Below are 22,919 nucleotides of genomic sequence, written 5' to 3' on the forward strand. Positions count from 1 at the left end.
CGGCGTCCCGCCGGAGCCGGAGGAGAGCCGAGGAGGCCAACCCATGATCTTCATCGCCGTCAAGTTCACCATCCGTCCCGAGCGGGTCGAAGAGTGGCTCTCGCTCGTCGAGGACTTCACCCGGGCCACCCGCGACGAGCCGGGCAACGTCTTCTTCGAGTGGTCCAGGAGCGTCGACACGCCCGGCCAGTTCGTCCTGCTGGAGGCGTTCGCCTCGTCCGCAGCGGGTGAGGCGCACGTGGGCTCGGACCACTTCAAGACCGCGATGGCCTGGATGCCCGAGGTGATCGCGAGCACGCCGGAGATCATCAACGTCGAGGTGCCCGGCGAGGGCTGGTCGCGGATGGCGGAACTGACACCCGCCCAGAGCTGACACCGACCCGGAGCCGCCACCGGCCCAGAGCTGACACCGACCCGGGGCCGACATCGGCCCGGGGCCGACACCGACCCGGGGCCGACACCGATCCGGGGCCGACATCGGCCCGGAGCAGGCAACGGCTCGAAGCAGGCACCAGCTCGGAGCCGGAGCCGAGCGGCCCGTCCTTCCATCCGCCCACCCCGCCCACCCCGCCCGCCCGGAAAGGCAGGCTCAACCCGGAAAGCCGGACTCACCCCGGACGGGCCAGGCTCAACCCGGACGGGCCAGGCTCATCCGGGACGAGCAAGACTCATCCCGGAAAGGCCAGGCCCGGCACGGGAAAACGGGCTTCGGCTCGGGAAATCGGGCTTCACCCCCGGTGCCGCGTCTGTCGCGTGCGCCTCGGCCGGGCGCCGGGGGTGCCCGGCCATGAAAACGGTCTAGCTTTCAGAACTCTCCGTAAAACAGTTCTCCCACCGCGCGCGCAGCGACGCGAGGTCGCGGGCGGTCACGGGATGTAATCGTCCCGGGCACAGGAGCCCGTCCGCGGGCCACCACCAGAAGTGGCCGGCGACCGAACACACGGGGGATTCATGCGTACACGGAGGAACGTCACGAGGTACGAGCCGTCGCGGCCGGGCATGATCCGCAGGGCGGGGCTGCGGGTGCTGGCGGTGGGGGTCTTGATGGCCACCCCGCCACTGGCCTTCGCCGGGCCCGCGCTGGCCGGCACCAACGTGGTCGTGACCGGAAGCCTGCTGTCCGTCAACGCGGGAAACCTGTCCGACAACATCAGCGTCGACGTCGACATCGAGGGCTCGCTCCTCGTCAGGAACGCCAACGACACGCTCTCCACCGGAGGGACCTGCCAGAACGTCGACGAAAACACGGTCCGCTGCCCGGCCACCGGGATCACCGGCATCCAGGCCAGCCTCCAGGGCGGCGCCGACACCCTGCGCAACAACACGCCCCTGTCCATGCGCGCCTTCCTGGGGCCCGGCAAGGACGGCTTCTCCGGCGGTTCGGGCCGCGACATCGTCTCCGGCCAGGCCGGCGGCGACACCATGAACGGGAACGACGGCGACGACGTCCTCGAAGGCAACGCGGGCCCCGACTCCGTCGTCGGCGGCGCGGGCAGTGACATCTGCGACGCCGAGGTCCGGGAGTCCTGCGAGAGCTGACGTCCTCACCACCGGGGCCGAGGTCCGGGCCGAGGGCCGACGTCCGGAACGCCGGGCCGAAGGCCGAGGTCTGACGTCCCGAACACCGGGCCGAGGTCTGACGTCCCGAACACCGGGCCGAGGGCCGTCGTCCGGAACACCTGGCCGAGGCCGACGTCCCGAACACGGGGGGCGGACGGCCGCCGCATCCGTACGCCCCTCGAACGCGGAGGGACACCCGCCGCGTCCGGACGCCCATCGGGGGGCGGCTGTCGTCGCGACGCCCGGACGGCGCGGGAGTCGCGACGGCAGACCGCCCCCGAGGAGTCCGGCGGGCTCCCGGCGTGAGGGGTCCGTGTTCCTCGACCGGGATCCGGGACAGATCGAGCACGCGGGAACCGGGACAGAACCAGCACCCGGGATCCGGGGCCGATCGAGGCGCCGACCCGCCTGGGCGCGGATCCGGGCCCGATCGGAAAACAGCCTTCCAGCCGCACCGTGCCCGATCGGAGCAGGATCTTCCAGCCGCACCGTGCCTGATCGGAAGGCGGCCTACCAGCCGTACCGTGCCTGATCGGAAGGCGGCCTACCAGCCGTACCGTGCCGATCAGGAGGCGGCCTTCCAGCCGCATCATGCCCGGAGTTGTCAGCCGTACCGTGCCCGGAGTTTCCGGTAGCTCGCAGGACACAAATCACTCGCGGACCACGCGGTGGATTAACACCCCAGAAACATATAGAACTGGTTTCACCCCCCGAGTGTGAGGAAAGTCACATGAGCGAGAAAGGCTCAGCTGGATCCGATCCAAAAGGCGTTTCACGTCGCGGATTCTTGACTGGAACTGGTTCCATACTAGGGATCACAGCCCTCATGGGCCACACGACCGAGGCCCAAGCCCAAGCCCAAGCGCAGGCCGCCACCGCCACCGCCGCCGCTCCGATCGCCGACGGCGCTCACGCCCAGGCCCTGGTGATCGGCACCGGATACGGCGGCTCCGTCGCCGCCCTGCGTCTCGCCCAGGCCGGCGTCGGCGTGCACATGATCGAGATGGGCATGGCCTGGGACACCCCCGGCCCCGACGGCAAGATCTTCTGCACCACGACCTCGCCGGACCACCGGTCGTACTGGCTGCGTACCAGGACCAAGGCCCCCCTCAACTACTTCCTCGGCCTCCCGATCGACAGGGACATCGCCCGCTACACCGGGATCCTGGACGCCGAGGAGTTCGGTGGCATCACGGTCTACCAGGGCCGTGGCGTCGGCGGCGGGTCGCTGGTCAACGGCGGCATGGCCGTCACTCCCAGGCGCGAGAACTTCGGCGCCGTCCTCCCGTCGGTGAACGCCGACGAGATGTACGACACCTACTACCCGCGCGCCAACGCCGGGCTCGGGGTCACCTCCATCGACCCGGCCTGGTTCGACACCACCGCCTGCTACCAGTACGGCCGGGTCGGCAGGAAGCACGCCCAGCGTTCCAGCCTCCCGTTCGTCTTCGTGCCCAACGTGTACGACTGGAACCACATGAAGCAGGAGGCGGCCGGGACCGCCACCAGATCGGCGCTGGCGGGCGAGATCCTCTACGGCAACAACCACGGCAAGAAGTCGCTGCAGAAGACCTACATCGCCCTGGCCAGGGCCACCGGCAACGTCACCGTCTCACCGCTGCACAGGGTCACCTCGGTCGCCCCGGCGACCGGCGGCCGCTACGCGGTCGTCATCGAGCAGCTCACCACGAGCGGGGACGTCACGGCCACCAAGACCGTGACCGCGGACAGGGTGTTCTTCGCCGCCGGCAGCGTCGGCACCAGCAAGCTGCTGGTCAAGCTGAAGGCCACCGGCGCGCTGCCCGGCCTGAACGGCGAGATCGGCATGAACTGGGGCGACAACGGCAACGTCATGTGCGGCCGCGCCAACCACCTGTGGGACCCGACCGGCAGCCTCCAGTCGACCATCCCCTGCTCCGGCATCGACAACTGGGCCGCCGGCGGCGCGTTCGCCGAGGTCGCGCCGCTGCCCGTCGGGATCGAGACCTTCGCCTCGTTCTACCTGTCGATCACGAAGAACCCCCACCGCGCCCGGTTCTCCTGGAACGCCGCGACGGGCAGGGTCGACCTGAACTGGCAGACCTCCTGGAAGCAGCCGTCCATCGACATGGCCAAGACGATCTTCGACAAGATCAACGCCAAGGAGGGGACGATCTACCGGACCGACCTCTTCGGCGTGTACAAGATCTGGGGCGACCACCTCACCTACCACCCGCTCGGCGGCGCGGTCCTGAACAGGGCCACCGACAACTACGGCCGCCTCACCGCCTACCCCGGCCTGTACGTCATCGACGGCTCGCTGATCCCCGGCAACACCAGTGTCAACCCGTTCGTCACCATCACGGCGCTCGCCGAACGGAACATCGAGAAGATCATCGCCACCGACCTGTGACGACGACCCTGCGAAGCGACCGGCCACGTCATGCCACATCATGTCGCGGCCTCCCGCGACTCACCGGGAGGCCGCGACACGACAGAGACCGTGACCGTCCGGCTCAGGGCGTCGGCCCGGCCACCGGTGTCCACTGCCGGCACACGTCGCCGGAACACGTGCGCAGGGTCGCGAGCCGGCTGGCCAGCGCCTGCCGCGTGGCGGCGTAGCGCGGGTCGTTGTGCACGCTCACGAGCTCGTACGGGTCCTGCTGCAGGTCGTACAACTCTCGTTCGCCGGTCGAGTGCTCGACGTACTTCCACCTCGGGGCGCGCAGACCGGCGTACCACCGGCCGCTCTGCTTGGGACCGGTCTCGATCACGATGCCGCGGGAGAGCGACGCGGTGTCGGCGGCGATCGGCAGCAGTGAGCGGCCGTCGACGGTCACCCCGGCGGTCGCGTCCGCGGCGTCGAGGATCGTCGGCGCGAGGTCGACGTTGGCCGCGATCGTGCTGACGTGCTTGCCCGCCGGCAGGCCGGGTCCCCTGATGATCAGCGGCACCCGGATCGACTCCTCGTAGGGCACCGTCTTGCCGCTCTGGATCCGGTGCTCACCCTGCATCCAGCCGTTGTCCGAGGTGAACACGATGAGCGTGTTGGCCAGCTCGCCGGACGCCTGCAACGCCGCCACGATGTCGGCGACCGCGTCGTCCACGGAGAGGAGCGACTCCAGGCGTCCCTTGAGCCGTACGTTCTCGATCTTGTCCTCGTTCGCGGGGGTGATGCGAGGCCTGTCGCGTACGGCCGCGGGCTTGTCGGAGACGTCCGCCTCGTCGTAGCTGGGAGGCTTGGGCAGCGTCACGTTCTCCAGGTCGCCACGGTGCCGGGGCGCGGGACGGGGATTGCGCTGGGACAGGTTCGAGCCGTTGGCGGCCCCCTCGCCGTGCGGCGCCAGCGGTGCGAAGGACAGGAAGAACGGCTCGGCGGCCGGTGCCTTGCGCCTGATGTAGTCGACGGCCTTACGAGCGTAGACGTCGGTCTGGTACAGCGCGGGATCCTCCACGTTGGCCGCGCCGTAGGTGCGCAGGACGCCGTTCTCGTTGAGCGTGTAACCCCACATGCGGTAGGTGCTCGGGTCCACCGAGCCGTACCACTCGGCCCAGCCGGGCGGGATCTCCGTGGGACGCGCGCGGCCGTAGCCGTTGAGGAACTTGCCGACGTGCGCGGTGGCGTAACCCGCCCGGCGCAGCCAGACCGGCAGGGTCTCCGCCGCGGGCAGCTTCTCGTACCCGCCGTCCGGCAGCTGGTTGCCCAGCACGCCGTGGTTGTGCGCGTACTGGCCGGTGAGGAAGGTGCTGCGCGAGGGGCAGCACAGCGAGTAGGACACCACGCTGTTGTCGAAGGTGGTACCCGGCGTGGCGAGCAGCGACCGCACGTTGGGCAGGTACTGCAGGGCTGACACGTTCATGTCGTCGACCATCACGACGACCACGTTGGGCTTGGCCGCCAATGCGCCGGCCGCCGACGCGCCGGCCTCCAACGCGCCGGCCGCCGGTGCGCCGGCGGCCCCTGTCAGCGCGACGGTACAGGCCAGGGCGAGCAAGGTCGCACTGAGCTGACGTCGACGCGGGCGTGCGAACATACGACTCCCTCGGTGGCAGGACGGCGGGCATCGTGAGCCCGCCGGAACGGGACCGGTCGGTGCGGTTCGAAGGCTCTTGGTACGGCTGGAAGGCTCTCGGTGCGGCCCAAAGGCCCTCGTGCGGCCCGAAGGCCCTCATGCGGCCCGAAGGCCCTCGGTGCGGCCCGAAAGCTCGAAGACTCGAAGGGGAGAGGACGACGTCAAGCGCCGGAATGTCGGCGTGCTCGGCGTGCTCCGCCGGTGGGACGGCGAGCGGCACCGAGTCGCATCAGATCGACGTGCAACCGTCTCGTCAGCACGATCTCGGTCGGCATGCAAGAAGCTTTACATCTACTGTCAAAACGCGCAATACCCACCAAACAGACAGAATTATGGGGTTTCTTCTTCAGTGGGAACCGCAGTGGGAGCGGGACCGGTTCCGGGAAGGACCCCGTCTCGACAGCGGCCGATCCGCACCGCACCCCGCTAGGCCTCGCCCCGCCCTGCCGGCCCCCGCCACGCCACGCCCCACCCCGCGACCTAGGATCGGGCCATGTCCATGGCCGCGGACGACATCGACCGGTTCGAGGCCTCCAGGCCGCGCCTGGAGGCCATCGCCTACCGCCTCCTCGGCTCCGCCGGGGAGGCCGAGGACGCCGTACAGGAGACGTTCCTGCGCTGGCAGGCCGCCGATGTCGGCCGCATCGAGGTCCTGGAGGCCTGGCTGACGAAGGTCCTCACCAACCTGTGCCTCAACCAGCTCACCTCCGCGCGGGCGCGCCGCGAGACCTACGTGGGCCAGTGGCTTCCCGAGCCGCTGCTCGCGGGGGACCCGATGCTCGGCCCCGCCGAAACCGCCGAACAGCGCGAATCGGTCTCGTACGCGGTCCTCGCCCTCATGGAGCGCCTCTCTCCCAGTGAGCGGGCGGTGTACGTGCTGCGGGAGGCCTTCGCCTACCCGCACCGGGAGATCGCCGAGATCCTCGACATCACCGAGGCCGCCAGCCAGCAGATCTTCCACCGCGCCAGGAAGCACGTCGCGGACGGCAGGACCCGAACCGAGGTCGACGAGGCCACCGCCCGGCGGATCGTCGAGGAGTTCCTGGCGGCCGCCACCAGCGGCCGGACCGAGTCACTCGTGCGGCTGCTCACCGAGGACGCCGTCTCGATCGGAGACGGTGGCGGGAGGGTCCCGGCCCGCGCCAAGGCGTTCGAGGGCGCCGCCGCGGTCGCGAGGTTCCTGCGGGGACTGTTCAAACCCAGCAAGGCCAAGCGCGCCATGGCCGGCGGCGCGCCCGAGGTCTACGCCTGGACCGCCAACGGTGACCCGGCCGTCGTGGCCGTCGTGGACGGCCGGGTCGTCGGCGTCATGTGCCTGGAGATCACCGCGGAGGGCATCTCCGCGTTCCGCAACCAGGTCAACCCCGGCAAGCTCGACCGCGCGACCGCGCGATGGGCGGCCGCCGACCATGGAGAGCCCCTGTTCACCGCTTTCTAACCCTGTGTGAGGTGCTTCACATCGCGTTCCTGTCAGGAAACGGCGAGCCGCCCGGTTCAAGTGGCAAACGTGCGCAAGACAGGAGCAGGAAATGCGGCATCGCATCATCGTCCTGGGAGCCGGGTACACCGGCGCCATCGTCGCCGGCCGCCTCGCCAGGCGACTCCGCCGCGAGGACGTCGCCATCACCCTCGTCAACGCCGAACCCGACTTCGTCGAACGCGTCCGCATGCACCAGCTGGCGGCCGGCCAAGACCTCAGGCCCCGGCCGTTCGGCGAGATGTTCGCGGGCACCGGCGTCGAGCTGAGGCTCGCGAAGGTCACCGCCGTCGACGTCGACCGCAAGACCGTCACCGTCGTCGGCCACAAGACCGTCCCCGACCGCGAGACCATTACCGACCACAAGTCCGTCGCCGACCGCGAGACCGTCGCCGAGGTCGGCCGCAAAACGGTCGCCGACCGCAAGACCGTCACCATCGACGACCGCAAGACCCTCCCCTCCGCCGATCGCAAGACGATCACCGTCACCGACCGCAAGACCGCTCCCGGGGCCGACGCGAGCGGCGCCGAAGAACTCGCCTACGACACGCTCGTCTACGCCCTCGGCAGCGGCTGGGACGCCCAGGGGGTCCCCGGGACCGCCGAGCACGCCTACGAGATCGCCGGCCGCCCCGGAGCACTCCGGCTCCGTGAGCGCCTGGCCCGCCTCGGCGCCGGGCAGCGCGTGGTCGTCGTCGGCGGCGGCCTCACCGGTCTGGAGGCCGCGGCCGAGATCGCCGAGGCCCGCCCGGACCTCGACGTCGCCCTCGCCGCCCGCGGCGACCTCGGGGACTGGCTCTCGCCCAAGGGCCGCGAGCACCTGCGGAGAACCTTCGGCAAGCTCGGGATCACCGTGCACGAGCGCACCGCCGTCACCGGCGTCGAGGCCGAGCGCGTCACCACCGCCGGCGGCAAGGCCGTCCCTGCCGCGGTCGTCGTGTGGACCACCGGCTTCGCGGTCCACCCGATCGCGAAGGCGACCGCCCTGGAGGTCACCGGCACCGGCCAGATCGTGGTCGACAGGACCATGCGCTCGGTCTCGCACCCGGACGTGTACGCCGTCGGCGACGCGGCCATGGCGATGGGCCCGGGGGACAAGCCACTGCGGATGTCGTGCGCCTCGGGGACTCCGACCGCGTGGCAGGCCGCCGACGCGATCGCGGCGCGCCTGACCGGCGGAAGGCTTCCGAACGCGCCGATCCGCTACTTCAACCAGTGTGTCTCGCTGGGCCGCAGGGAGGGCCTGATCCAGTACGTCACCGCCGACGACCGCGCCGTGCGGACGGTCCTGACCGGACGGCTCGCCGCCGTCTACAAGGAACTGGTCTGCAAGGGTGCCGCCTGGGGCGTCGGCAACCCGACGCTCGGGCTGCCCACCCGGCGCCGCCGCGTCACGCGAGAGCGGGCTACGGCAGGCCCGGCCGTCGAGGCGCGGGCGTAGGGCACGAAGCGAAGGCCAGACAGGCCGGGCAGGCCGGGCAGGCCGGGGAGCCGACCAGCACCCACGCATCCGGTCGATCCGGTCAATCCGGCGCCCGGTAGATCGGGGCGGACTCCCGTTCGACATCACGGAGAAAACTCATCCGGACGTCACCCGCTGTCGGTTATGAATTGATCTCTTTCACCTGGTCAGGGACGATCCCGCCCTCGGCCCTGGCCGCCCGTCTCGTCCGGAAGAACCCCGCTCCGGGAAACGCGTCGGCGACGCCCCCGCCGCAGGGGCTGCCCGTACGGCCACCACGTCGTGTACGGCGGCTGACGGCGTGCCGTCGGTGCTCGCGTCCGTAGCCGTTGCGCCGATGCCCGGAACACCGAGAGCCGGTACCAGGCTGCCGGTTGCCATTTCTTATCCAGCTGTGTAATCATTATCCGCATGGATAACAACGTGCTAATGAACCTCCAGCGGATCCGGTCCCTGTTCGTCGGGATAGCGGCCGTGTCGCTGGTGACCCTGATCGTCGCCGTCGTCCTGCGAAACCGGCCCGACCTGGTCAACTGGGTGGTCTGGGTGCGCGGCGGCGCCGTGGCCGCGGCCTCGCTGTGGCTGATCTCGCTCGCCGGGCAGGCGCTCAAGGGCAAACGGTCGGCCTACGTGCGGATCAGGATCCTCTCGATCCTGGGCACGATCGGCATCGTGCTGATCTGCGTGGCGCCCGACAGCGGCTATCCGCTGTGGATGAAGGTCGACCAAGGGGTGATCGGCCTGCTGCTCGCGGGGGTCGCGATCCTGGCCAACCGGCACGCCGTACGAGCGGCGTTCCCGAGGCCCGGCCAGACTGGCAAACTGGGCTGACCAGGCCCGGCGGGAGGGCCGCCGATCATGGAGGGCCCACCATGCCCACGCCCGCACCGGTCGACCGAGCCCGGGCGACCCAGGCCCGGAGAGAGCAGATCGTGGGGGCCACGATCGAGGTCCTGGCCGAGCGGGGCTACACGGGGACGACCTTCGAAGCGATCTGCGGTCACGCGGGACTAAGCAGCAAACGCCTTATCTCCTACCATTTCGCCACCAAGGACGACCTGCTCGCGGACGTGCTGGCCAAGGTGCTCACCGATGCCGCGGCGTACATGCACCCGAGGATCGTGGCCGCGGAGGGCCCGCGCGAGAAGCTGGCGACGTACATCCGCGCCAACGTGGAGTTCATCGCCGCCAATCCCACCCATGTGCGCGCGGTCCAGCAGATCGCCTTCAACGCGGCGCCGACGTCCGCCGGGGCCCAGGACAGTGCCCTGAGCCTGCTGGCCGAGCTGTTCGAGCAGGGCCGCCGGGCCGGTGAGTTCCGCGTCTTCGACGCGTGGCTCATGGCCATGACCCTCCGCGCGACGATCGACGCCGTCGCCGGCCGGCTCCTCAACGGCCTCGACCCCGCCGTCGCCGCCGAGGAACTGGTCACCACCTTCGACCTCGCCACCCGTAACTGAGACCGGCCCTTCCGGACGGCGTCGACCGTTTCGTCACGGCGCCCGAGCGTCGCCCTCGTGGCTGAGGGGATTCTCAGCGCCTCTCAGCGAATTCGCAGGTTCGGCGGAGCAGACTTCCAGGACCTTCTTCCCCCAGCCCGCGAGGTTCATATGAGAAGCCGTTCCGATGGCCGTGCGGCCGCGTCGTCGATCAGGTGGTGGCGGCGGTGGCCGTCGTGGGCGGGTCACGCCGCGAGCGGAGCGGCCGCCCTGTACGGCTGCGTGCTGCTGATCGCCGCGCTCATGGGGTATCGCTCGTTCATCGGCGTCACGGACATGGGCCTTCCCGACATCACGTGGCCGGGCGTCGCGGTGCTGCTCGCCGGATCCGTGATCGCGGCCGCCACCGTACGCCCGTGGGGCGGGAGAGTACCGCCTCGCGCCCTGTCGGCCGGCGCGTGGGGCGTGGCGGTACTGGCCCTGGTGGGCAGTTGCTGGGTGCTTCTCAACCTGATCGAGCTCGTCCTGACCGGTACCGTCACCGACGTCCAGGGCGACAGCGACTGGGTGAGCTTCGCCGAGCGGTTGTGCCTGGCCGTCCTCGGAGCCCTGTTCGTGGCCACCGCGCTGTCGCACGCCCGCCGCGCCGCCGGTGTCTGCCCCCGGTGCGGCCGGGCGCATCCGCCACAGGTGTCGGGCCGGCGGCATCCCGCGCCGCACGCGGCGCCCTCCGCGGTGCGCCGGATCGCCTACGCCGGCTGTTTTGCCTTCCTTCCGTACTTCGTCCTGCACACCCTCGGCGCGGCCGGTGTCCCCGGAATCGAGCCCAACGGGTTCCGGCCGACCTGGTACATGCTGCTCGCCGGGATCTGCGGCATCACGCTCGCCGTGTTCCTGCTGCTGGGACTCGTCCGGCCCTGGGGCATGGTCTTCCCCCGCTGGACGCTGTGGCTGGCGGGCAGACGAGTGCCCCGGTTCCTGCCGCTGACACCGGTCTGGGTGGTCGCGCCGACCCTCGCCCTGTACGGCACGGGAAGCGGGATCCTCGCCGCCGTCGGCGTCCTGCGAGGGGGACTGATCGGCCTGGGCGGGGCGGCCTCGCTGGCGTTCGGCGGATACGGCTGGGCCCTCGCCGTCGCCGCCGTCTCCTACCAGCTCCGGACCCGGCCCCTCTGCGTCCCGTCGGCCACTCTGACCGGAACCGCGGCACGCGGCTCCTGAACCGGGGAGGTCTCCACTCATCTCCCCGGTGTCGTGCGCGACAGTTCCGCTGACTCGTCGGGCCCGGCGGACGTCGGCCGATCCGCCGCCGACCTCGAGCGTTCCGCCGCCGACGCGGGCCGTCAGGCGGACGTCGTCCGCGGCGCCTGCCGCGCGGAGCACGACCTGCCGCCTGCCGTGACCGGAGACGCCGACGTTCGGCGAAGCGGAACCCTCAAGTCCCGGCCCGCCCCAAGAGCCGCCACGCCGTGACGTGCCGAAGACGGGCTGTCGCGGCGTACGTCATATGACTCCCAGTTCGCGGCCGACCCGGACGGCGTCCACTCGCGTGCGCGCGTTGAACTTGTTCACGATTCGCGACAGGTTGTTGCGGACGGTTCCGGTCGCCAAGGACAGTTGCCGAGCGATTTCGTGGACATCGGCCCCATCGGCGACAAGCCGGAGAACGTCGAGCTCGCGGGCGGTGAGGTGGCGCGGCGTTCCCCGTTGCGCCATGGTGAAGCGGCAATCGACCACGTGGTATCCCCCGGCGATTTCCCGGATGGCCTGGATGAGCCGGGCCGCCGACACGTCCTTCAGGAGAAAACCGGATGCGCGCATGGTGGCGACCTGGTGCAGATGACCGAGCGTCGCGGCGCTGCTGAGGATGAGGGAGCGGCACGCGGGCACGTCGACGCTCAGCCGGGTCGCGGCCTCGAACCCCTGCCGGCCGAGCGAGTCGCCGTCGATGACGGTGACCTGTGCCCGGAGCTTCAACGCCAGGGGCACGATCTCCTCCGCCGAGGCGGTCTCCCCGGCCACCGTAATCACCGCGGACGTCTGCAGGAGAGCGGCGAGCGCACTGCGAGTGATCGTCTGCTTGTCGGCGATCAGGACTCTCATCACGAACTTCCCCTCGCAAGCTCGAGTCGTGCCCCACGCCTCTGCAGCGAGTCGCGGGGGTTCAGAAGAAAGGGCGGAAGGGTGTAGGCGTTGTCGGCCAGTCGTAGGTGTAACACCAGACAGGCGATCATCACGAGGGCGAAGCTGGTCAGCCCCATGAGAACGGCGATGCCCAGGTGCAGGGCGATGCCGGCGGTCAGCAGGAACGGCCAGGTGCGCCTGCGCAGGAAGAGTCCCATCGCGATGGCGAACTCGATGGCCAGCGGTACCCACGTGAAGGCCGCCACTCCGAGAGGGGTGGTGAGGATCGGGTGCAGGATCGCGTCCGACCACGAGGGCGCGGCGAACTGCGGGTGGGTCAGCCAGTAGTACAGTGCGGTCCCGTCAGCCCATTCCTCGCGGCCGAGTTTCGCCACCGACGCCTGGAAATAGACCCCCGCGACCTGCAGCCGGATCACCAGCAGCGCTGACCAGGCGGTGAGCGACGACCCGAATTCGGTTTCGGCGGTCCGTTCCGGCGCCGGGGTCCAATGCCATCGCCGCCTGTCGCCGAGCGCGACGGGAAGCAGCAACAGGGTGACGATCGACGCCAGCTGGTCTCCGCCGTCGGGAACGGTCGTCGCCGTCTGGAAGCCGAAGGTGATCCACCAGTGCGGTAGGGCGGTGACGCGCGGTCGCCAGCCGCTGGCGACCACCAGGAGGCCGACGATGGCGGCAAGCCGTGCCAGTTCCGCCTCGGCCGGCGGGACCAGGCAGAACAACCCCAGTGAGCTCACCCCCTCACACCGGTCCGAGGCGAGCCCGGGATCGAAGAGGGTGCTCGAGGAACTCGTCAGCAAGGTACCCAGAGTCGCCGACGCCAGGAGCGTGCGGGCCAGACCGTAGACGTTCGTCCGGGGGGAGGAGGCGGCACGGGAGTGGACAGCGGCTCCGAGCCGGGAGAGCAGGCCGATCAGCATGTCGCTGTCACCACCGCTGTGGAGACCGGCATCGTGATCTCGTCATCCGCCCAGGCCCAGGGCACGGGCTCGCGCCGTGCCAGTCCCAGCACGCCGCACAACGTCGGCTCGGCCGTCGGGTTGGCGACGGTCCAGCGACGGCCCGTGGCGAAGCAGGAGACGAGTTCGATGGCGCACGCCTGCCAATGCCCGTCCGGAACGGCTCCGGCCAGCAGTTCCTTCTCGCCGGCCGCCCAGCGGTGACCACGGTCCCAGCCGCCCAGGCGCCGAGCCGCGTCAGTGGAAGGCTGCCAGCCGTGCGTGGAGAATCGCCAGATCTCCGTGCGTGGTTCTCTGGCTGACCGGGTGAAGAAGGCCCATCCTTGAGGGGTGATCCGGCGGATGTCCGTGTGGAGCTCGTCCTGCCCCGGAAGCCGCACGGCGTTGGCCGGCAGTTGTGTGTGAACGGCGTACCCGATGATGACGGCCCAGATCAGGGCCAAGGCCAAGACGCGTGCCCCGAGACCGGCGGTCGGGGATCGAGGTCTCATCGCTTGAGTTCCTCGGCGATCCGGTCGATCAGCCGCTCCTCCTCGAGGCGGCCCGAGTTCTGGGAGGGCGTCCAGTAGGTCCCGGAGTCGGTGTAGATGATCAGTCCCTCGGTGACGACGAACGAGCCGGCCGTCGAGGCCGCGGCGCCGCCGCCGCTCTGCTCGATCGAGGTTCGCATCCGGTCGCCCGCCTCCACCAGCGTGCCGGCGATCCGCGTGCGATCACCGCTGGTGATCTCGGTGGCGAATCTCGCGAGCAGGCCGGACGACGTGCTGTCCAGCGACGCGACGACCTTGTCCCCGGTGGCTCTGCTGCCGGCGGTCGACCGGTCCGCGCCGTACACCAGCCGGGCCACGTCTCCCTCCTTGAAAAGGACTCCCCTGAAGAGTTCTTCCGCGCTGTGCGCGCCCGCTCCGGGAGCGGCGTCGCTGGCCGCCTCACTGGCGACCGCGGTGGTCGTGATGATCAGGAAGGTTGCGATGAGTGCGTTTCGTACGCGTCGATACATGGCTAATCACCTCGCAAGTAGTTATAGAACTTCTAGAAATTCTAGTCAATAGGTGTATGCTGTACGAGTGAAGGTAGGAAGACACTGCTGCGGTGAGCTGGTATGCATCTCGAAATCGACCCGTCCTCGCCAGAGCCGCTGTTCAACCAGATCGCGGCGGCCCTGCGAACCGCGCTGCGGACGAACGAGCTGAGTCCGGGGGAGCACCTGCCTCCCGCCAAGCTCCTGGCCTCGGAGCTGAAGGTCAACTTGCACACGGTGCTGCGCGCGTACGCGATCCTGCGCGACGAAGGCCTGATCGAGGTGCGGCGTGGCCGGGGCAGCGTGGTGGTCGACCAGAATCGCGCTTCGTTCCGCCGCCTGGACGAGGCGATCCATCAGGTGGTCGCCGAAGCCCGCCAGCTCGGCCTGAGCCCGGATCAGACGGCGGACCGGATCCGCCACGCCTTTTGAGAACTCCCGGCGGCTTTTTGAGAACTCCTGGCGGCCTCTGAGAACTCCCGGCGGAATGCGATCGGTGGCCGAGGCGGCGCCGGCAGATGACGCCGGAGCCCGCCGGGCACGATCCAGGGTGGCCGCTCGCCCTTCCCCGCACCCGGTTCGACGACCGATCATGTTCGCGGACTCGGCCGGCCTCGTTCTGCCGGGAGTCCTAAAGCGGATGTCGCCCACCGGATCCATCGTCGAAATGGTTGGGTCTCGGTAACGAATTGAACCTTGGTAATAGTTGGGTCTATAGCTCGGGAGCCCGATGTTTCGCGCCTGGCAACGCGTTCTTCTGATCTATCTCCCGGGGACGATCTACTTCGGCCTCGTGGCGGGCATCTGGCTGCTCCGTGATCGATTGCCTGATCCGGCGGCATCGCACTACAGCCAGGGCGTTCCCGACGCCTCCATGCCGCTCGCGCAGCTGGTCCTGATCTCGTTGCTTCCTCCCGTGCTCACCTGGCTCTTCCTGCTCGTCATCGTCAGGCAGCGGATGCCGGGCAGCCTCGGGCGCCGGGTGGGCGCCGCGTTGATCGTGGGAGAGACCTTCCTGAACGGCACGGCGGTCGTGCTGGGGCTCGTCCGGGCCAACCTCGACGCGGCGGTCTGGACAGGCGCCTCCTCACCACCTGAGCACGCCACCTATGTCACGGTCATGGGCGTGATCGGTCTGGTGGCCGGCGGCGCGCTGGTCGAGCCGTGGAGAGTCCCGGAACCCCCTCCCCTGCCTCCGGCGGAACCGCGCACCGAGCTGGCGCGGGGATCCGCTCCCGGCGAGGACAGCGGCCGGCGGCGTCTCTGGTTCGGGCGGGCGCGCAACCGCTTCCTGCTGGCGTACTCGGCGCTGGGCCTCGTCCTCTTCCTGGTGATCCTGCCGTGGAATCCCTGGACGCTGGCCGGCGCCGTCTACACACTGGTCACCATCCATCTGGCGGGCGGTGTGTTCGTCACCTTCAACGGCGAGACCCTCAAGGTGTACGGCTTCCCACCGGTGGTCGCCCTGCGGCGGATTCCCCTCTCACGCATGGAGACGGCCGAGGTCGTCACCGTCGATCCGCTGGCGTGGGGTGGATGGGGGTGGCGACTGCTGTCGTCGAAACGCCACGCGTTCGTGATCCGCGGCGGCGAGACGCTGCTGATCGCCCTGCGCGGCGGGGGCGAGTTCCTGATCACGGTCTCCAGCGCCGGAGTCGGTGCCGCCCTGATCAGGCAGGCACTGCTCCGGCGTGCCGAGGCCGACAGGGAAACACCCGGGAGGGCGTTCCTCCCGGATGCGTAGCGATGTGATCAGGGTGGAGCTCAGGGAGTCGTACGGACTTCCCCGGCCGACGTGAGCGCGGCGGTTGCCGGCACCGGCCACCGCCGCAGCAGCACGACCGCCACGCACCCCAGGACCAGCCAGCCGATCACGCCGGTGACGTTGGCGATCGCGGGGTTGTAGGGTGCGTCCGCGTCGCCGATCAGCAGAACGACGTTGGCGGAGCTGTTCAGTGCGGCGTGAGATATGGCGGCAGGCCAGACGCTGCCGCTTCTGAGCCTGAGCCACGCCAGGACGACGCCGTAGAAGGTGCACAGGCCGATCACCATGAGGGCCGCCCAGGCGCCCAGGTTGGGGTAGTTGTAGCCCAGCAGCGTGTAAGGCGCGTGCCAGGCGCCCCAGATCACGCCCGACAGGAGGAGCGCCACCCAGATCCCGTAGCGCTGGAGCCGGGGCACCAGCCAGCCGCGCCAGCCCACTTCCTCCCCCAGGGCGGGCAGCAGGAGAAGCAGGGGCTCGAAGAAGACGATCGAAGCGATCTTGGGAAGAAGCTCCAGCAGCGAGTCGCTCAAGGGCTGGGAGACGACGGGGAGCCGCTGCACCTCCCGGAGCACGCTGAGACCGTTGAGATCGAGCGCGAGCAGGCCGAGCACGACGCTCAGAGCGATGGACGCGAACACGATGAGCGAGGTCCCGAACCAGCCGAGCCCGATGAGCCCGATCGTCCGGCGTCTGCTCGGCCCCAGGGTCAGTCCCACGTCCCTGCCCCAGCTCCAGGACTGCCCCGTTCTCCTGGCGACCAGCCAGGCCGCGAGGACCCCGACCGCCGGCAAGATCATCAGAGCGGTCGAGGTGAGGACGGAGGAGAGCGGCGTGGCGAAGACCTCGCCCGGCTGCTCGTTCTGCAACCACAGCGGCAGGGCGACCAACCAGGCCAGACCATAGGTCACGACGAGGAAGGCGGCTAGGTCGGCGTGTTTGCGGAACGTCAAGACAACCTCCTGCGGTCGGGCGCGCCAGATCTTTTTACCTGAGACACTACGGCTCGATCTTCGATCGAGCACGCCGCCGTCGCCCCGGGGAGACGGTGACGGTTGCGGGCTGTCAACCGGTAGCAGACCTGGGCGACGCAGCGCAGCGGGGCGAGGCGCATGGCGGTTCCCACGTGCCTGATCGGACCACTCTGGTATCTGAACAGGGCGGCGAAGGCGAGCGCCCCGCCGACCGGCGGCTCACCCTCGTCGATCCACTGGATGGCCTTGGCGCAGGTTTCCTCGGTCAGCCCCAGCTCGTCCAGGTCGGCGGCCTGCCACGACACCGTCTCCGGCCAGAAAGCCACGCGGCGCCGCAACCAGGCCAGACTCTTGAGGCAGAAGCCGCAGTCGCCGTCGAAGACGAGAAGGGGTCGACCTTTCATGGCCTTACCTCCACGGCGGGCAGGCCCACGGAGGGCATCCTCGTCCGGTCTCGGACGGAGGCCCACGCGCGTCGCACGGTCCCGTACTCCCGGTCGCTGATCAGGACGAGATCGGTCGCCAGCATGATGAGTGAGAAGAACGGCAGGCCCATGAGCACGGCGATACCGAGATGCATGCCGAACGCCGACATGAAGCCGAGCAGGCGGGTGACGCGGTTGAGGAGCAGCAGGGGGAACGCGACCTGGAAGAAGACCGTCACGTAGGTCATGACGGTCACCAGCAGGCCGTTCTCGTAGACGAGGCGGCTGAGCTCGGGCCACGGCGTGTACTCGGCCACGCGCAGGATGTAGTAGAGCGCCGTCCCCTCCTGCCAGCGTTCGCCCTGCACCTTGTACATGCCTGCGGCGAGGTAGACGACGCTGATCTGGAAGACGGTCGCCGCGAGGGCCGCGTTGTGGAAGACCGACGCCACGGCGCCGCGGATTTCCCGGATCTCCGTCCGTGCCCGTGCCGGCGACCGCCGGGCCTTCCGCCTCGCGTCCAGCGAGAACCGCGCCGAGACGTCCGCGAAGATCAGGTAGACCAGGACGATCCGCAGCAGGTTGTCGCCGCCGTCCATCACGTACGGGTTGCGTTCGTACCAGGACCACACCAGCAGCCACAGCAGCGGGGTGACGACCCGGGTGCGCCACCCGAGCACGAAGAGCAGGGCCACGACGATGAGCGCGTGATAGATCACCTCGCTCGCGACCACGGAGTTCGAGAGCGCGTACAGGGAGAAGGAGCGGTTGTCGCCGAGCTGGCGGACGAACTCGTCCCAGAGGAAGAGGCCGGACGGCCCCCAGACCTCGTCGCGGACGCCGTAGTTGACGAGCAGCATGCCGAGGATCACCGAGCCGTACACGATGCGCAACAGCGACAACCCGGTCCGGCCGAAGGCCCTGGTGCTGATGGCGCGGAACCCCGTTCTCGCCCGCGCGCTCGTCCACTGCCGCGCGTCGGTGGCGGCGATCCCCATGAGCTTGATCATGCCTTTACCTCCTTGGCCGACCACCAGCCGAGAGTCCAGTGCTGGACCTTCCCGACGTCGGGGTTGCCGCGTTGCGAGAATCGGGGGAACTCATGGCGCACGACCCGGATCTGGACGGCCTGGACGTCCGGCCCCCAACGTTGTCTCGCCGCCTCCAGCCCCACATGGGCGAGCACGCGCTTGAGGTGGGAGATGACGTTGCGCTGCCCCGGGTTGGTGCGCCTCATCTCCTCGGCGGTGGGCTCGAAGTCGGTCGTCCCGTGGAGGGGCCCCAGCTCGTTCCTCTTGTACTCGGGAAGGCCGTCGCGAGCGCGGTCCTCGTTGGCGAGCTCTCTGCGCATGACGCTGACCTGCTGGTTGTAGAGCGCCAGAACCGTGGACGCCAGCCGTGCGTTCCGATCGGGCAGGGGAGTGTGCAGAACCCTGTCGATGTTGTTGGCGCTCGTGGTGTCGAAGAACTCCGTCTGCCTCTTCGCGCCCGACGGGTCGACCAGCTCTGCCCGGATCACCATTCCCATATCGCTCTCGATCGGGTCCGGAGAGAACAGCTGCCAATTCTGGCCGAAAATCGGCTTCATATACGAATCGAGGATCGATCGACCCGAGATTCCCACGTAGTTGTCCGGGGAAACGAAAAAGAACGTCATTACCGCGTGTACGGCGAACATGGTGCCGGCGAGACCGACAGCGATCCCGACCACGATTTTCCTGACCCGGCTGCGCATCATTTCACCTACCTCTCGCTGACGGGCGTGGCGGGGAACGGCCGAGCGTGGGTGCTCGGCCGTTCCCCGTCCGCGGGCTAGTCCAGGCTGGTCAGGCTGGGCGCGTCCTGCGGCGCGAAGCACATGTTGCCCTTGGTGTGGCAGCCGTTGGCGGCGTCCACGACCTGGATGGCGACGACGTTCCACAGGATCATGGCGATGTTGCTCTCGACACCGGCGTTGCCCGCGCTCGCCGGCGCGGTCGCGGTGGCGGCCTGCGCGAAGGCCGTCCCCGCGGTGGTCGGGGAGCTGGTGGCACCGGCGACGCCGGTCGTCGCCGCCAAGGCCGCGACGGTGGCGGCAGTGGCCAGGATCATTCGCTTGATCTTCATTTACATGCCCTTCTCTCGAGTAAATCCGACTTTCGTCTGCGGGGAATTCCCTTTCGCTTACGAGTAGAAGATTCGCATGGCGAGAAAAGGGCTGGTAGGCCCCTTCTCACGACTATCCCGAGAAAGATGAACATGAAAACCGTGAGGAATGCACGGGTGACGGTCTCGCCTGGACACCCGGGAGCCGGCGGACCCGATCGTTCGTTGTGGTGATCCACCGACGTCCGGCCTCGTCCGTGGTCGTTGTCACTCGGCCGGCCACTCGGGAACTCCCGACTCAGCCGACGTACGGCGAGCGGTTCGGCCCGTGCACGGCGAGCGGTTCAGCCCGTGCACGGCGAGCGGTTCAGCCCGTGCACGGCGAGCGGTTCGGCCCGTGCACGGCGAGCGGTTCAGCCGATGTACGGCGAGGCCGCCCCGTCGAGAAAGTGGCCGATCCGGAGCCGCTGGGTGTCGTGCATCGACAGCGCGCCGATCTCCTCCCGGCCGACCCAGCGGACGTCGGTCGACTCGTCGCTGACCGCGAGCGCCCCGCCGACGACACGGGCCGTCAAGCAGACGTTGAACTGGCGGCGCACCTCCCCGTCGCTGTAGGCGATGATGTGCCGGGCGTCGGTGTAGAGGCCGACCATCCCGGTCACCTCGACGTCGTAACCGGTCTCCTCCTTCACCTCCCGTACGGCCGCCTGCGGCACCGACTCGGTGAGGTCCATCCCGCCTCCGGGCAGCGCCCACAGCCCGTTGTCGGTGCGCTTCTGCACGAGGATCCGCCCCTGGTCGTCGACGACCACGGCGGACACCCCCACGACCAGGCTGTTCGGCTCCGGGGCGCCGGGGTCGTCGTAGTACTCGACACGGGCCACTTACCGCTCCTCGCCGGGCAGCCGGGACTGTTTCCACACGGCTTCGACGCCGACGGCGTAGATGTCGGACCTTATCGCGAGAACCAGTCCCCGCTCGTGCGGTTGGCGGTTGTGAGAGCCTCCTGCAAGGTGGTGACCCGAGCCGCCCCCCTCTGCCGGAGAAGGGCCGCGACATCGACCAGTTCCCCGCGGGCGTGGCGGTTCAGGTCGACGGCGTCGGCCACGACGGACAGGCTCACCTGTACGGCCGCCGCCGCGTCTCCGGCCTCGGCGTGGGCCTTGGCCAGGCACGAGCCGTACCAGGCACGATCCCGCCTGTAGCTCTCCGGCAGGCCGGACAATCCATCCGTCAGCAGGTCGATCGCCTTGGGCCAGTTGGCGAGGTGCAGCTCGGTCATGCCGCGCTGGAGGCGGAACCACGTCTCGTCGTAGAAGTACATCCACACCGGCTCGTCGTCGGCGTGCTCGGCGGCCTGGCGGATCAGCGCCTCGGCCTCGTCCAGCAGCGTGCGGGCAGGTCGGGCATCACCGGCGAGCGCGTGACCCCGGGCGGCCATCTGCGCGGCCATCCCCCGCACACCCGGCGTCACCCGGCCATCGTGCCGGCGGGCCGCGTCGGCGAGCCGGACACACCTGCGGGCATTGCCCGCGCTCCACGCCTGGTGGGCCTTCATGCTGAGCGTGGTGGTGGCCATGTTGACGTCACCGATCTCCAACGCCCAGTCGTGCGCGCGGTCGTACCAGGCCAGAGCGGCGGCCTGGTCGTCGACGTCCAGCGACATCCACGCGACGAACTGGGCGTACTGCGAAGCCAGGTCGACCACCGCATCGGCCAGCGAACCGCGGGCGCCCTGGGCCAGCTCGACCACCACGCCGAGCTGTTGCCGCACGATGCCGAGCAACGGACGCGAGCCAATCGTGTCCTCGACCTTGCGATGTTCGGCGAGACAGGTCGCCAGCCAGTCCACGGTGCTCTGATCCACTCGGCTGGGCTGCCGGACACTGCGGGTGATCCGCTCGAACAGATCGGCGTCGGGTGCGACGGCCGGCAAAGGCAGCGCGGGCACCGGCAGGCTGGGGCGCTCGGCGAGGTCGAACAGGTCGGCCTCGGTGCTTCGCAGCGCGCGGGCGTACAGCAGACGGTAGCGCTCGCTGGGGTAGTGGTCGCCGCGTTCCCATCCCCGGACGGTCCGGGTGAGGTCGTCGATGCCGGGCAGCTTGCCGCGCTGCTCTCCGGCGACTTCCTTGAGCCGACGTGCCATGTCCGCCACGGTGCCGACCTTGGCCTTGCGCTCCTCGCGCAGCCGTACGGCCCACTCGGGGGGCGTTCCCTGGGTGCCCATCGTCCACCTCCGGATATTCACGGACACGGCCGTACCCCCGGCTGTCTCCCATTGTCATCGTGCCCTGCCGGAGCGCGGCGGCTTAGCTGAACGTGATGATTACTTCACGGGTTCCGACGGCTGAGGATCCGGCTCTGCGCTCGATGCGACGACTTCACGCGGAGCTTGAGAGCCTGGGCATCACCTCCGACATCCACCATGGGCACGGCGCGGCCTTGCTGAGTGTGTGGGTGGATCTGCTCGTCTGGTCCGACGGCGTCCACTTCATGTGGTGGAACGGCGAGCACTCCGCACGGACGGGCCGCAGGAAATACGCGGCACACCCGGCAGAGAATCCGGCAGCGGCGGCTCGCCGGATCGCCGCTCGCTACGCCGATCTCCGTACCGCACATCCCGCGTCTCCGCTGGGAGCACCAAGCGCAGAGGCGGCGCCGTTATGACGATGCTTGAAACCTGCGTGAGCCCACACCTGGGCATGCCGCAACGCGATCATGTCCGGCTCGACTGGCACACACCCAACCGGGTCGTGGAGCGGGTGCGGCCGGTGGCGTGGACGTGCGGATGCCGGGCCACGGTGTACGAGCTGTTCCAGGGCGGCGGGCAGGGGTTCATCCGCCGCACCCTCCAGCTCGACGACGGCCACCGGGTGGAAGAGAGCCACCGCTGGTCGATCGCCAAAGCTCGGGCCGCCTGGACGGCGCTGCTGTCCGGGAAAGCCCGGTAGAACGGGCGTGGCGGCGTGTGCTTCGGAGGGACGGCGTCGCCACGCCTACCAGGGCCCACCATGCAGGCTCCTGGCCCATTCCTTCCCCGACAGTTGCCAGATCGTGTGCTCCGACCGAGGGGTCGACTCCGTTGTGGATCGGACCGGACCGGCTTCCCCGTCGGGTGCGCCTCACCTTTGTTAAGCCCATGGCCTGGGACAACCGGCCGGAGACAAGCCTGGCCGAAATTGACTTCACCGGCTGAGGCAACGGTGTCCCCCGCCAGGCCAGGTGCGCCAGACCGGGACGTGCCTGAACCCGGAGCCGAACCGAGCCGTTGAAACCACGACCTCGAAACCACGCATGGGGGCCATGCCCCCACATCGGGGGGCTCGGGGGGTCGTCCCCCCGTGTAAACGACGAAGGAGACCTATGGAAGCGGCAAAGCCGCGACCACAGATTTCCATCTCCAAAGTGGGGCTACCAGGACTTGAACCTGGGACCTCTTCCTTATCAGGGAAGCGCTCTAACCGTCTGAGCTATAGCCCCTCATCACGCGGACGAACGGTCTCGCATCCGTTTGGTGGAGGCGAACCCGTTCGCTCGAACAGGGAAAAGCTTACCCTGTTT

23 protein-coding genes and 1 tRNA gene are annotated in these 22,919 nt (G+C 69.3%); 11 read left to right on the forward strand and 13 right to left on the reverse strand.

Annotated elements, in window-relative coordinates:
- Positions 1 to 43: 43 nt before the first annotated feature.
- The 3 genes from ABT053_RS10285 to ABT053_RS10295 all read left to right on the forward strand — a co-directional run bounded on the left by ABT053_RS10285 (position 44) and on the right by ABT053_RS10295 (position 3,952).
- On the forward strand, positions 44 to 373 hold the full coding sequence (locus ABT053_RS10285; RefSeq protein WP_350968606.1) for a putative quinol monooxygenase: 330 nt from the start codon (positions 44 to 46) through the stop codon (positions 371 to 373).
- Positions 374 to 951: 578 nt separating this feature from the next.
- Entirely contained in the window at positions 952 to 1,539 is a 588-nt protein-coding gene (locus tag ABT053_RS10290) for a calcium-binding protein (protein WP_350968607.1), read from the forward strand.
- An 847-nt stretch (positions 1,540 to 2,386) separates the two neighbouring features.
- On the forward strand, positions 2,387 to 3,952 hold the full coding sequence (locus tag ABT053_RS10295; protein ID WP_350968608.1) for a GMC oxidoreductase: 1,566 nt from the start codon (positions 2,387 to 2,389) through the stop codon (positions 3,950 to 3,952).
- Positions 3,953 to 4,055: 103 nt separating this feature from the next.
- Here ABT053_RS10295 and ABT053_RS10300 read toward each other — a convergent pair whose 3' ends face one another.
- A complete protein-coding gene (locus ABT053_RS10300; RefSeq protein WP_350968609.1) occupies positions 4,056 to 5,573 on the reverse strand; it encodes a sulfatase family protein in 1,518 nt (505 codons plus the stop codon).
- 532 nt (positions 5,574 to 6,105) lie between these two features.
- Here ABT053_RS10300 and ABT053_RS10305 point away from each other — a divergent pair.
- From ABT053_RS10305 to ABT053_RS10325, 5 genes are all read left to right on the forward strand, one after another.
- Positions 6,106 to 7,050, forward strand: a complete 945-nt coding sequence (locus ABT053_RS10305) for an RNA polymerase sigma-70 factor (protein WP_350968610.1) — start codon at positions 6,106 to 6,108, stop codon at positions 7,048 to 7,050.
- Between the two features lie 91 nt (positions 7,051 to 7,141).
- Entirely contained in the window at positions 7,142 to 8,530 is a 1,389-nt protein-coding gene (locus tag ABT053_RS10310) for an FAD-dependent oxidoreductase (RefSeq protein ID WP_350968611.1), read from the forward strand.
- A gap of 432 nt (positions 8,531 to 8,962) precedes the next feature.
- Positions 8,963 to 9,382 carry a hypothetical protein gene (locus tag ABT053_RS10315; RefSeq protein WP_350968612.1) on the forward strand — a complete coding sequence of 140 codons (420 nt, stop codon included), beginning with the start codon at positions 8,963 to 8,965 and terminating at the stop codon, positions 9,380 to 9,382.
- A 41-nt stretch (positions 9,383 to 9,423) separates the two neighbouring features.
- Positions 9,424 to 10,011: a TetR/AcrR family transcriptional regulator gene (locus ABT053_RS10320; RefSeq protein ID WP_350968613.1), complete on the forward strand. Its 588-nt coding sequence runs from the start codon at positions 9,424 to 9,426 to the stop codon at positions 10,009 to 10,011.
- Positions 10,012 to 10,161: 150 nt separating this feature from the next.
- On the forward strand, positions 10,162 to 11,211 hold the full coding sequence (locus tag ABT053_RS10325; RefSeq protein ID WP_350968614.1) for a hypothetical protein: 1,050 nt from the start codon (positions 10,162 to 10,164) through the stop codon (positions 11,209 to 11,211).
- Between the two features lie 282 nt (positions 11,212 to 11,493).
- Here the strand turns inward: ABT053_RS10325 and ABT053_RS10330 are convergent, their stop codons facing one another.
- The 4 genes from ABT053_RS10330 to ABT053_RS10345 are packed head-to-tail and all read right to left on the reverse strand — an operon-like array spanning position 11,494 to position 14,091.
- A complete protein-coding gene (locus ABT053_RS10330) occupies positions 11,494 to 12,093 on the reverse strand; it encodes a response regulator transcription factor (RefSeq protein WP_350968615.1) in 600 nt (199 codons plus the stop codon).
- Positions 12,093 to 13,052 carry a sporulation-delaying protein SdpB family protein gene (locus ABT053_RS10335; RefSeq protein ID WP_350968616.1) on the reverse strand — a complete coding sequence of 320 codons (960 nt, stop codon included), beginning with the start codon at positions 13,050 to 13,052 and terminating at the stop codon, positions 12,093 to 12,095. Before ABT053_RS10335 ends, ABT053_RS10330 begins: the two co-directional genes overlap by 1 nt.
- Positions 13,046 to 13,582: an SdpA family antimicrobial peptide system protein gene (locus ABT053_RS10340; RefSeq protein ID WP_350968617.1), complete on the reverse strand. Its 537-nt coding sequence runs from the start codon at positions 13,580 to 13,582 to the stop codon at positions 13,046 to 13,048. Before ABT053_RS10340 ends, ABT053_RS10335 begins: the two co-directional genes overlap by 7 nt.
- The gene (locus tag ABT053_RS10345) at positions 13,579 to 14,091 is read right to left on the reverse strand and encodes a sporulation delaying protein family toxin (RefSeq protein ID WP_350968618.1); all 513 of its coding nucleotides are present in this window, start codon (positions 14,089 to 14,091) and stop codon (positions 13,579 to 13,581) included. The genes ABT053_RS10340 and ABT053_RS10345 overlap by 4 nt, the downstream gene beginning before the upstream one ends.
- Positions 14,092 to 14,193: 102 nt before the next feature.
- On the opposite strand from ABT053_RS10345, the gene ABT053_RS10350 reads away from it, so the two are divergent.
- Together ABT053_RS10350 and ABT053_RS10355 are read left to right on the forward strand one after the other, a co-directional pair.
- Positions 14,194 to 14,544: a GntR family transcriptional regulator gene (locus tag ABT053_RS10350; RefSeq protein WP_350968619.1), complete on the forward strand. Its 351-nt coding sequence runs from the start codon at positions 14,194 to 14,196 to the stop codon at positions 14,542 to 14,544.
- A gap of 298 nt (positions 14,545 to 14,842) precedes the next feature.
- The gene (locus ABT053_RS10355; protein WP_350968620.1) at positions 14,843 to 15,856 is read left to right on the forward strand and encodes a hypothetical protein; all 1,014 of its coding nucleotides are present in this window, start codon (positions 14,843 to 14,845) and stop codon (positions 15,854 to 15,856) included.
- A 20-nt stretch (positions 15,857 to 15,876) separates the two neighbouring features.
- Here the strand turns inward: ABT053_RS10355 and ABT053_RS10360 are convergent, their stop codons facing one another.
- The 7 genes from ABT053_RS10360 to ABT053_RS10390 form a co-directional block, all read right to left on the reverse strand.
- Positions 15,877 to 16,827, reverse strand: a complete 951-nt coding sequence (locus ABT053_RS10360) for a CPBP family intramembrane glutamic endopeptidase (protein WP_350968621.1) — start codon at positions 16,825 to 16,827, stop codon at positions 15,877 to 15,879.
- On the reverse strand, positions 16,824 to 17,252 hold the full coding sequence (locus ABT053_RS10365) for a thiol-disulfide oxidoreductase DCC family protein (RefSeq protein ID WP_350968623.1): 429 nt from the start codon (positions 17,250 to 17,252) through the stop codon (positions 16,824 to 16,826). The genes ABT053_RS10360 and ABT053_RS10365 overlap by 4 nt, the downstream gene beginning before the upstream one ends.
- Positions 17,249 to 18,283 (reverse strand): HTTM domain-containing protein, encoded by a 1,035-nt coding sequence (locus ABT053_RS10370; RefSeq protein WP_350968624.1) that lies wholly within the window; start codon positions 18,281 to 18,283, stop codon positions 17,249 to 17,251. The genes ABT053_RS10365 and ABT053_RS10370 overlap by 4 nt, the downstream gene beginning before the upstream one ends.
- Positions 18,280 to 19,008 carry a DUF5819 family protein gene (locus ABT053_RS10375; protein ID WP_350968625.1) on the reverse strand — a complete coding sequence of 243 codons (729 nt, stop codon included), beginning with the start codon at positions 19,006 to 19,008 and terminating at the stop codon, positions 18,280 to 18,282. Before ABT053_RS10375 ends, ABT053_RS10370 begins: the two co-directional genes overlap by 4 nt.
- 77 nt (positions 19,009 to 19,085) lie before the next feature.
- Complete coding sequence (locus ABT053_RS10380) at positions 19,086 to 19,379, reverse strand: hypothetical protein (protein ID WP_350968627.1); 294 nt, start codon at positions 19,377 to 19,379, stop codon at positions 19,086 to 19,088.
- Positions 19,380 to 19,771: 392 nt separating this feature from the next.
- A complete protein-coding gene (locus ABT053_RS10385) occupies positions 19,772 to 20,242 on the reverse strand; it encodes an NUDIX hydrolase (RefSeq protein WP_350968628.1) in 471 nt (156 codons plus the stop codon).
- A 71-nt stretch (positions 20,243 to 20,313) separates the two neighbouring features.
- Positions 20,314 to 21,585 (reverse strand): NsdA family TPR-like regulatory protein, encoded by a 1,272-nt coding sequence (locus tag ABT053_RS10390; protein ID WP_350968629.1) that lies wholly within the window; start codon positions 21,583 to 21,585, stop codon positions 20,314 to 20,316.
- Positions 21,586 to 22,021: 436 nt separating this feature from the next.
- Between ABT053_RS10390 and ABT053_RS10395 the strand changes: the two genes are divergently transcribed.
- Entirely contained in the window at positions 22,022 to 22,309 is a 288-nt protein-coding gene (locus ABT053_RS10395) for a hypothetical protein (RefSeq protein ID WP_350968630.1), read from the forward strand.
- A 455-nt stretch (positions 22,310 to 22,764) separates the two neighbouring features.
- Here the strand turns inward: ABT053_RS10395 and ABT053_RS10400 are convergent.
- Positions 22,765 to 22,838, reverse strand: a tRNA-Ile gene (locus ABT053_RS10400).
- Positions 22,839 to 22,919: the final 81 nt, after the last annotated feature.

Source organism: Streptosporangium sp. NPDC002524 (assembly GCF_040295985.1).
Classification (GTDB): Bacteria; Actinomycetota; Actinomycetes; order Streptosporangiales; family Streptosporangiaceae; genus Streptosporangium.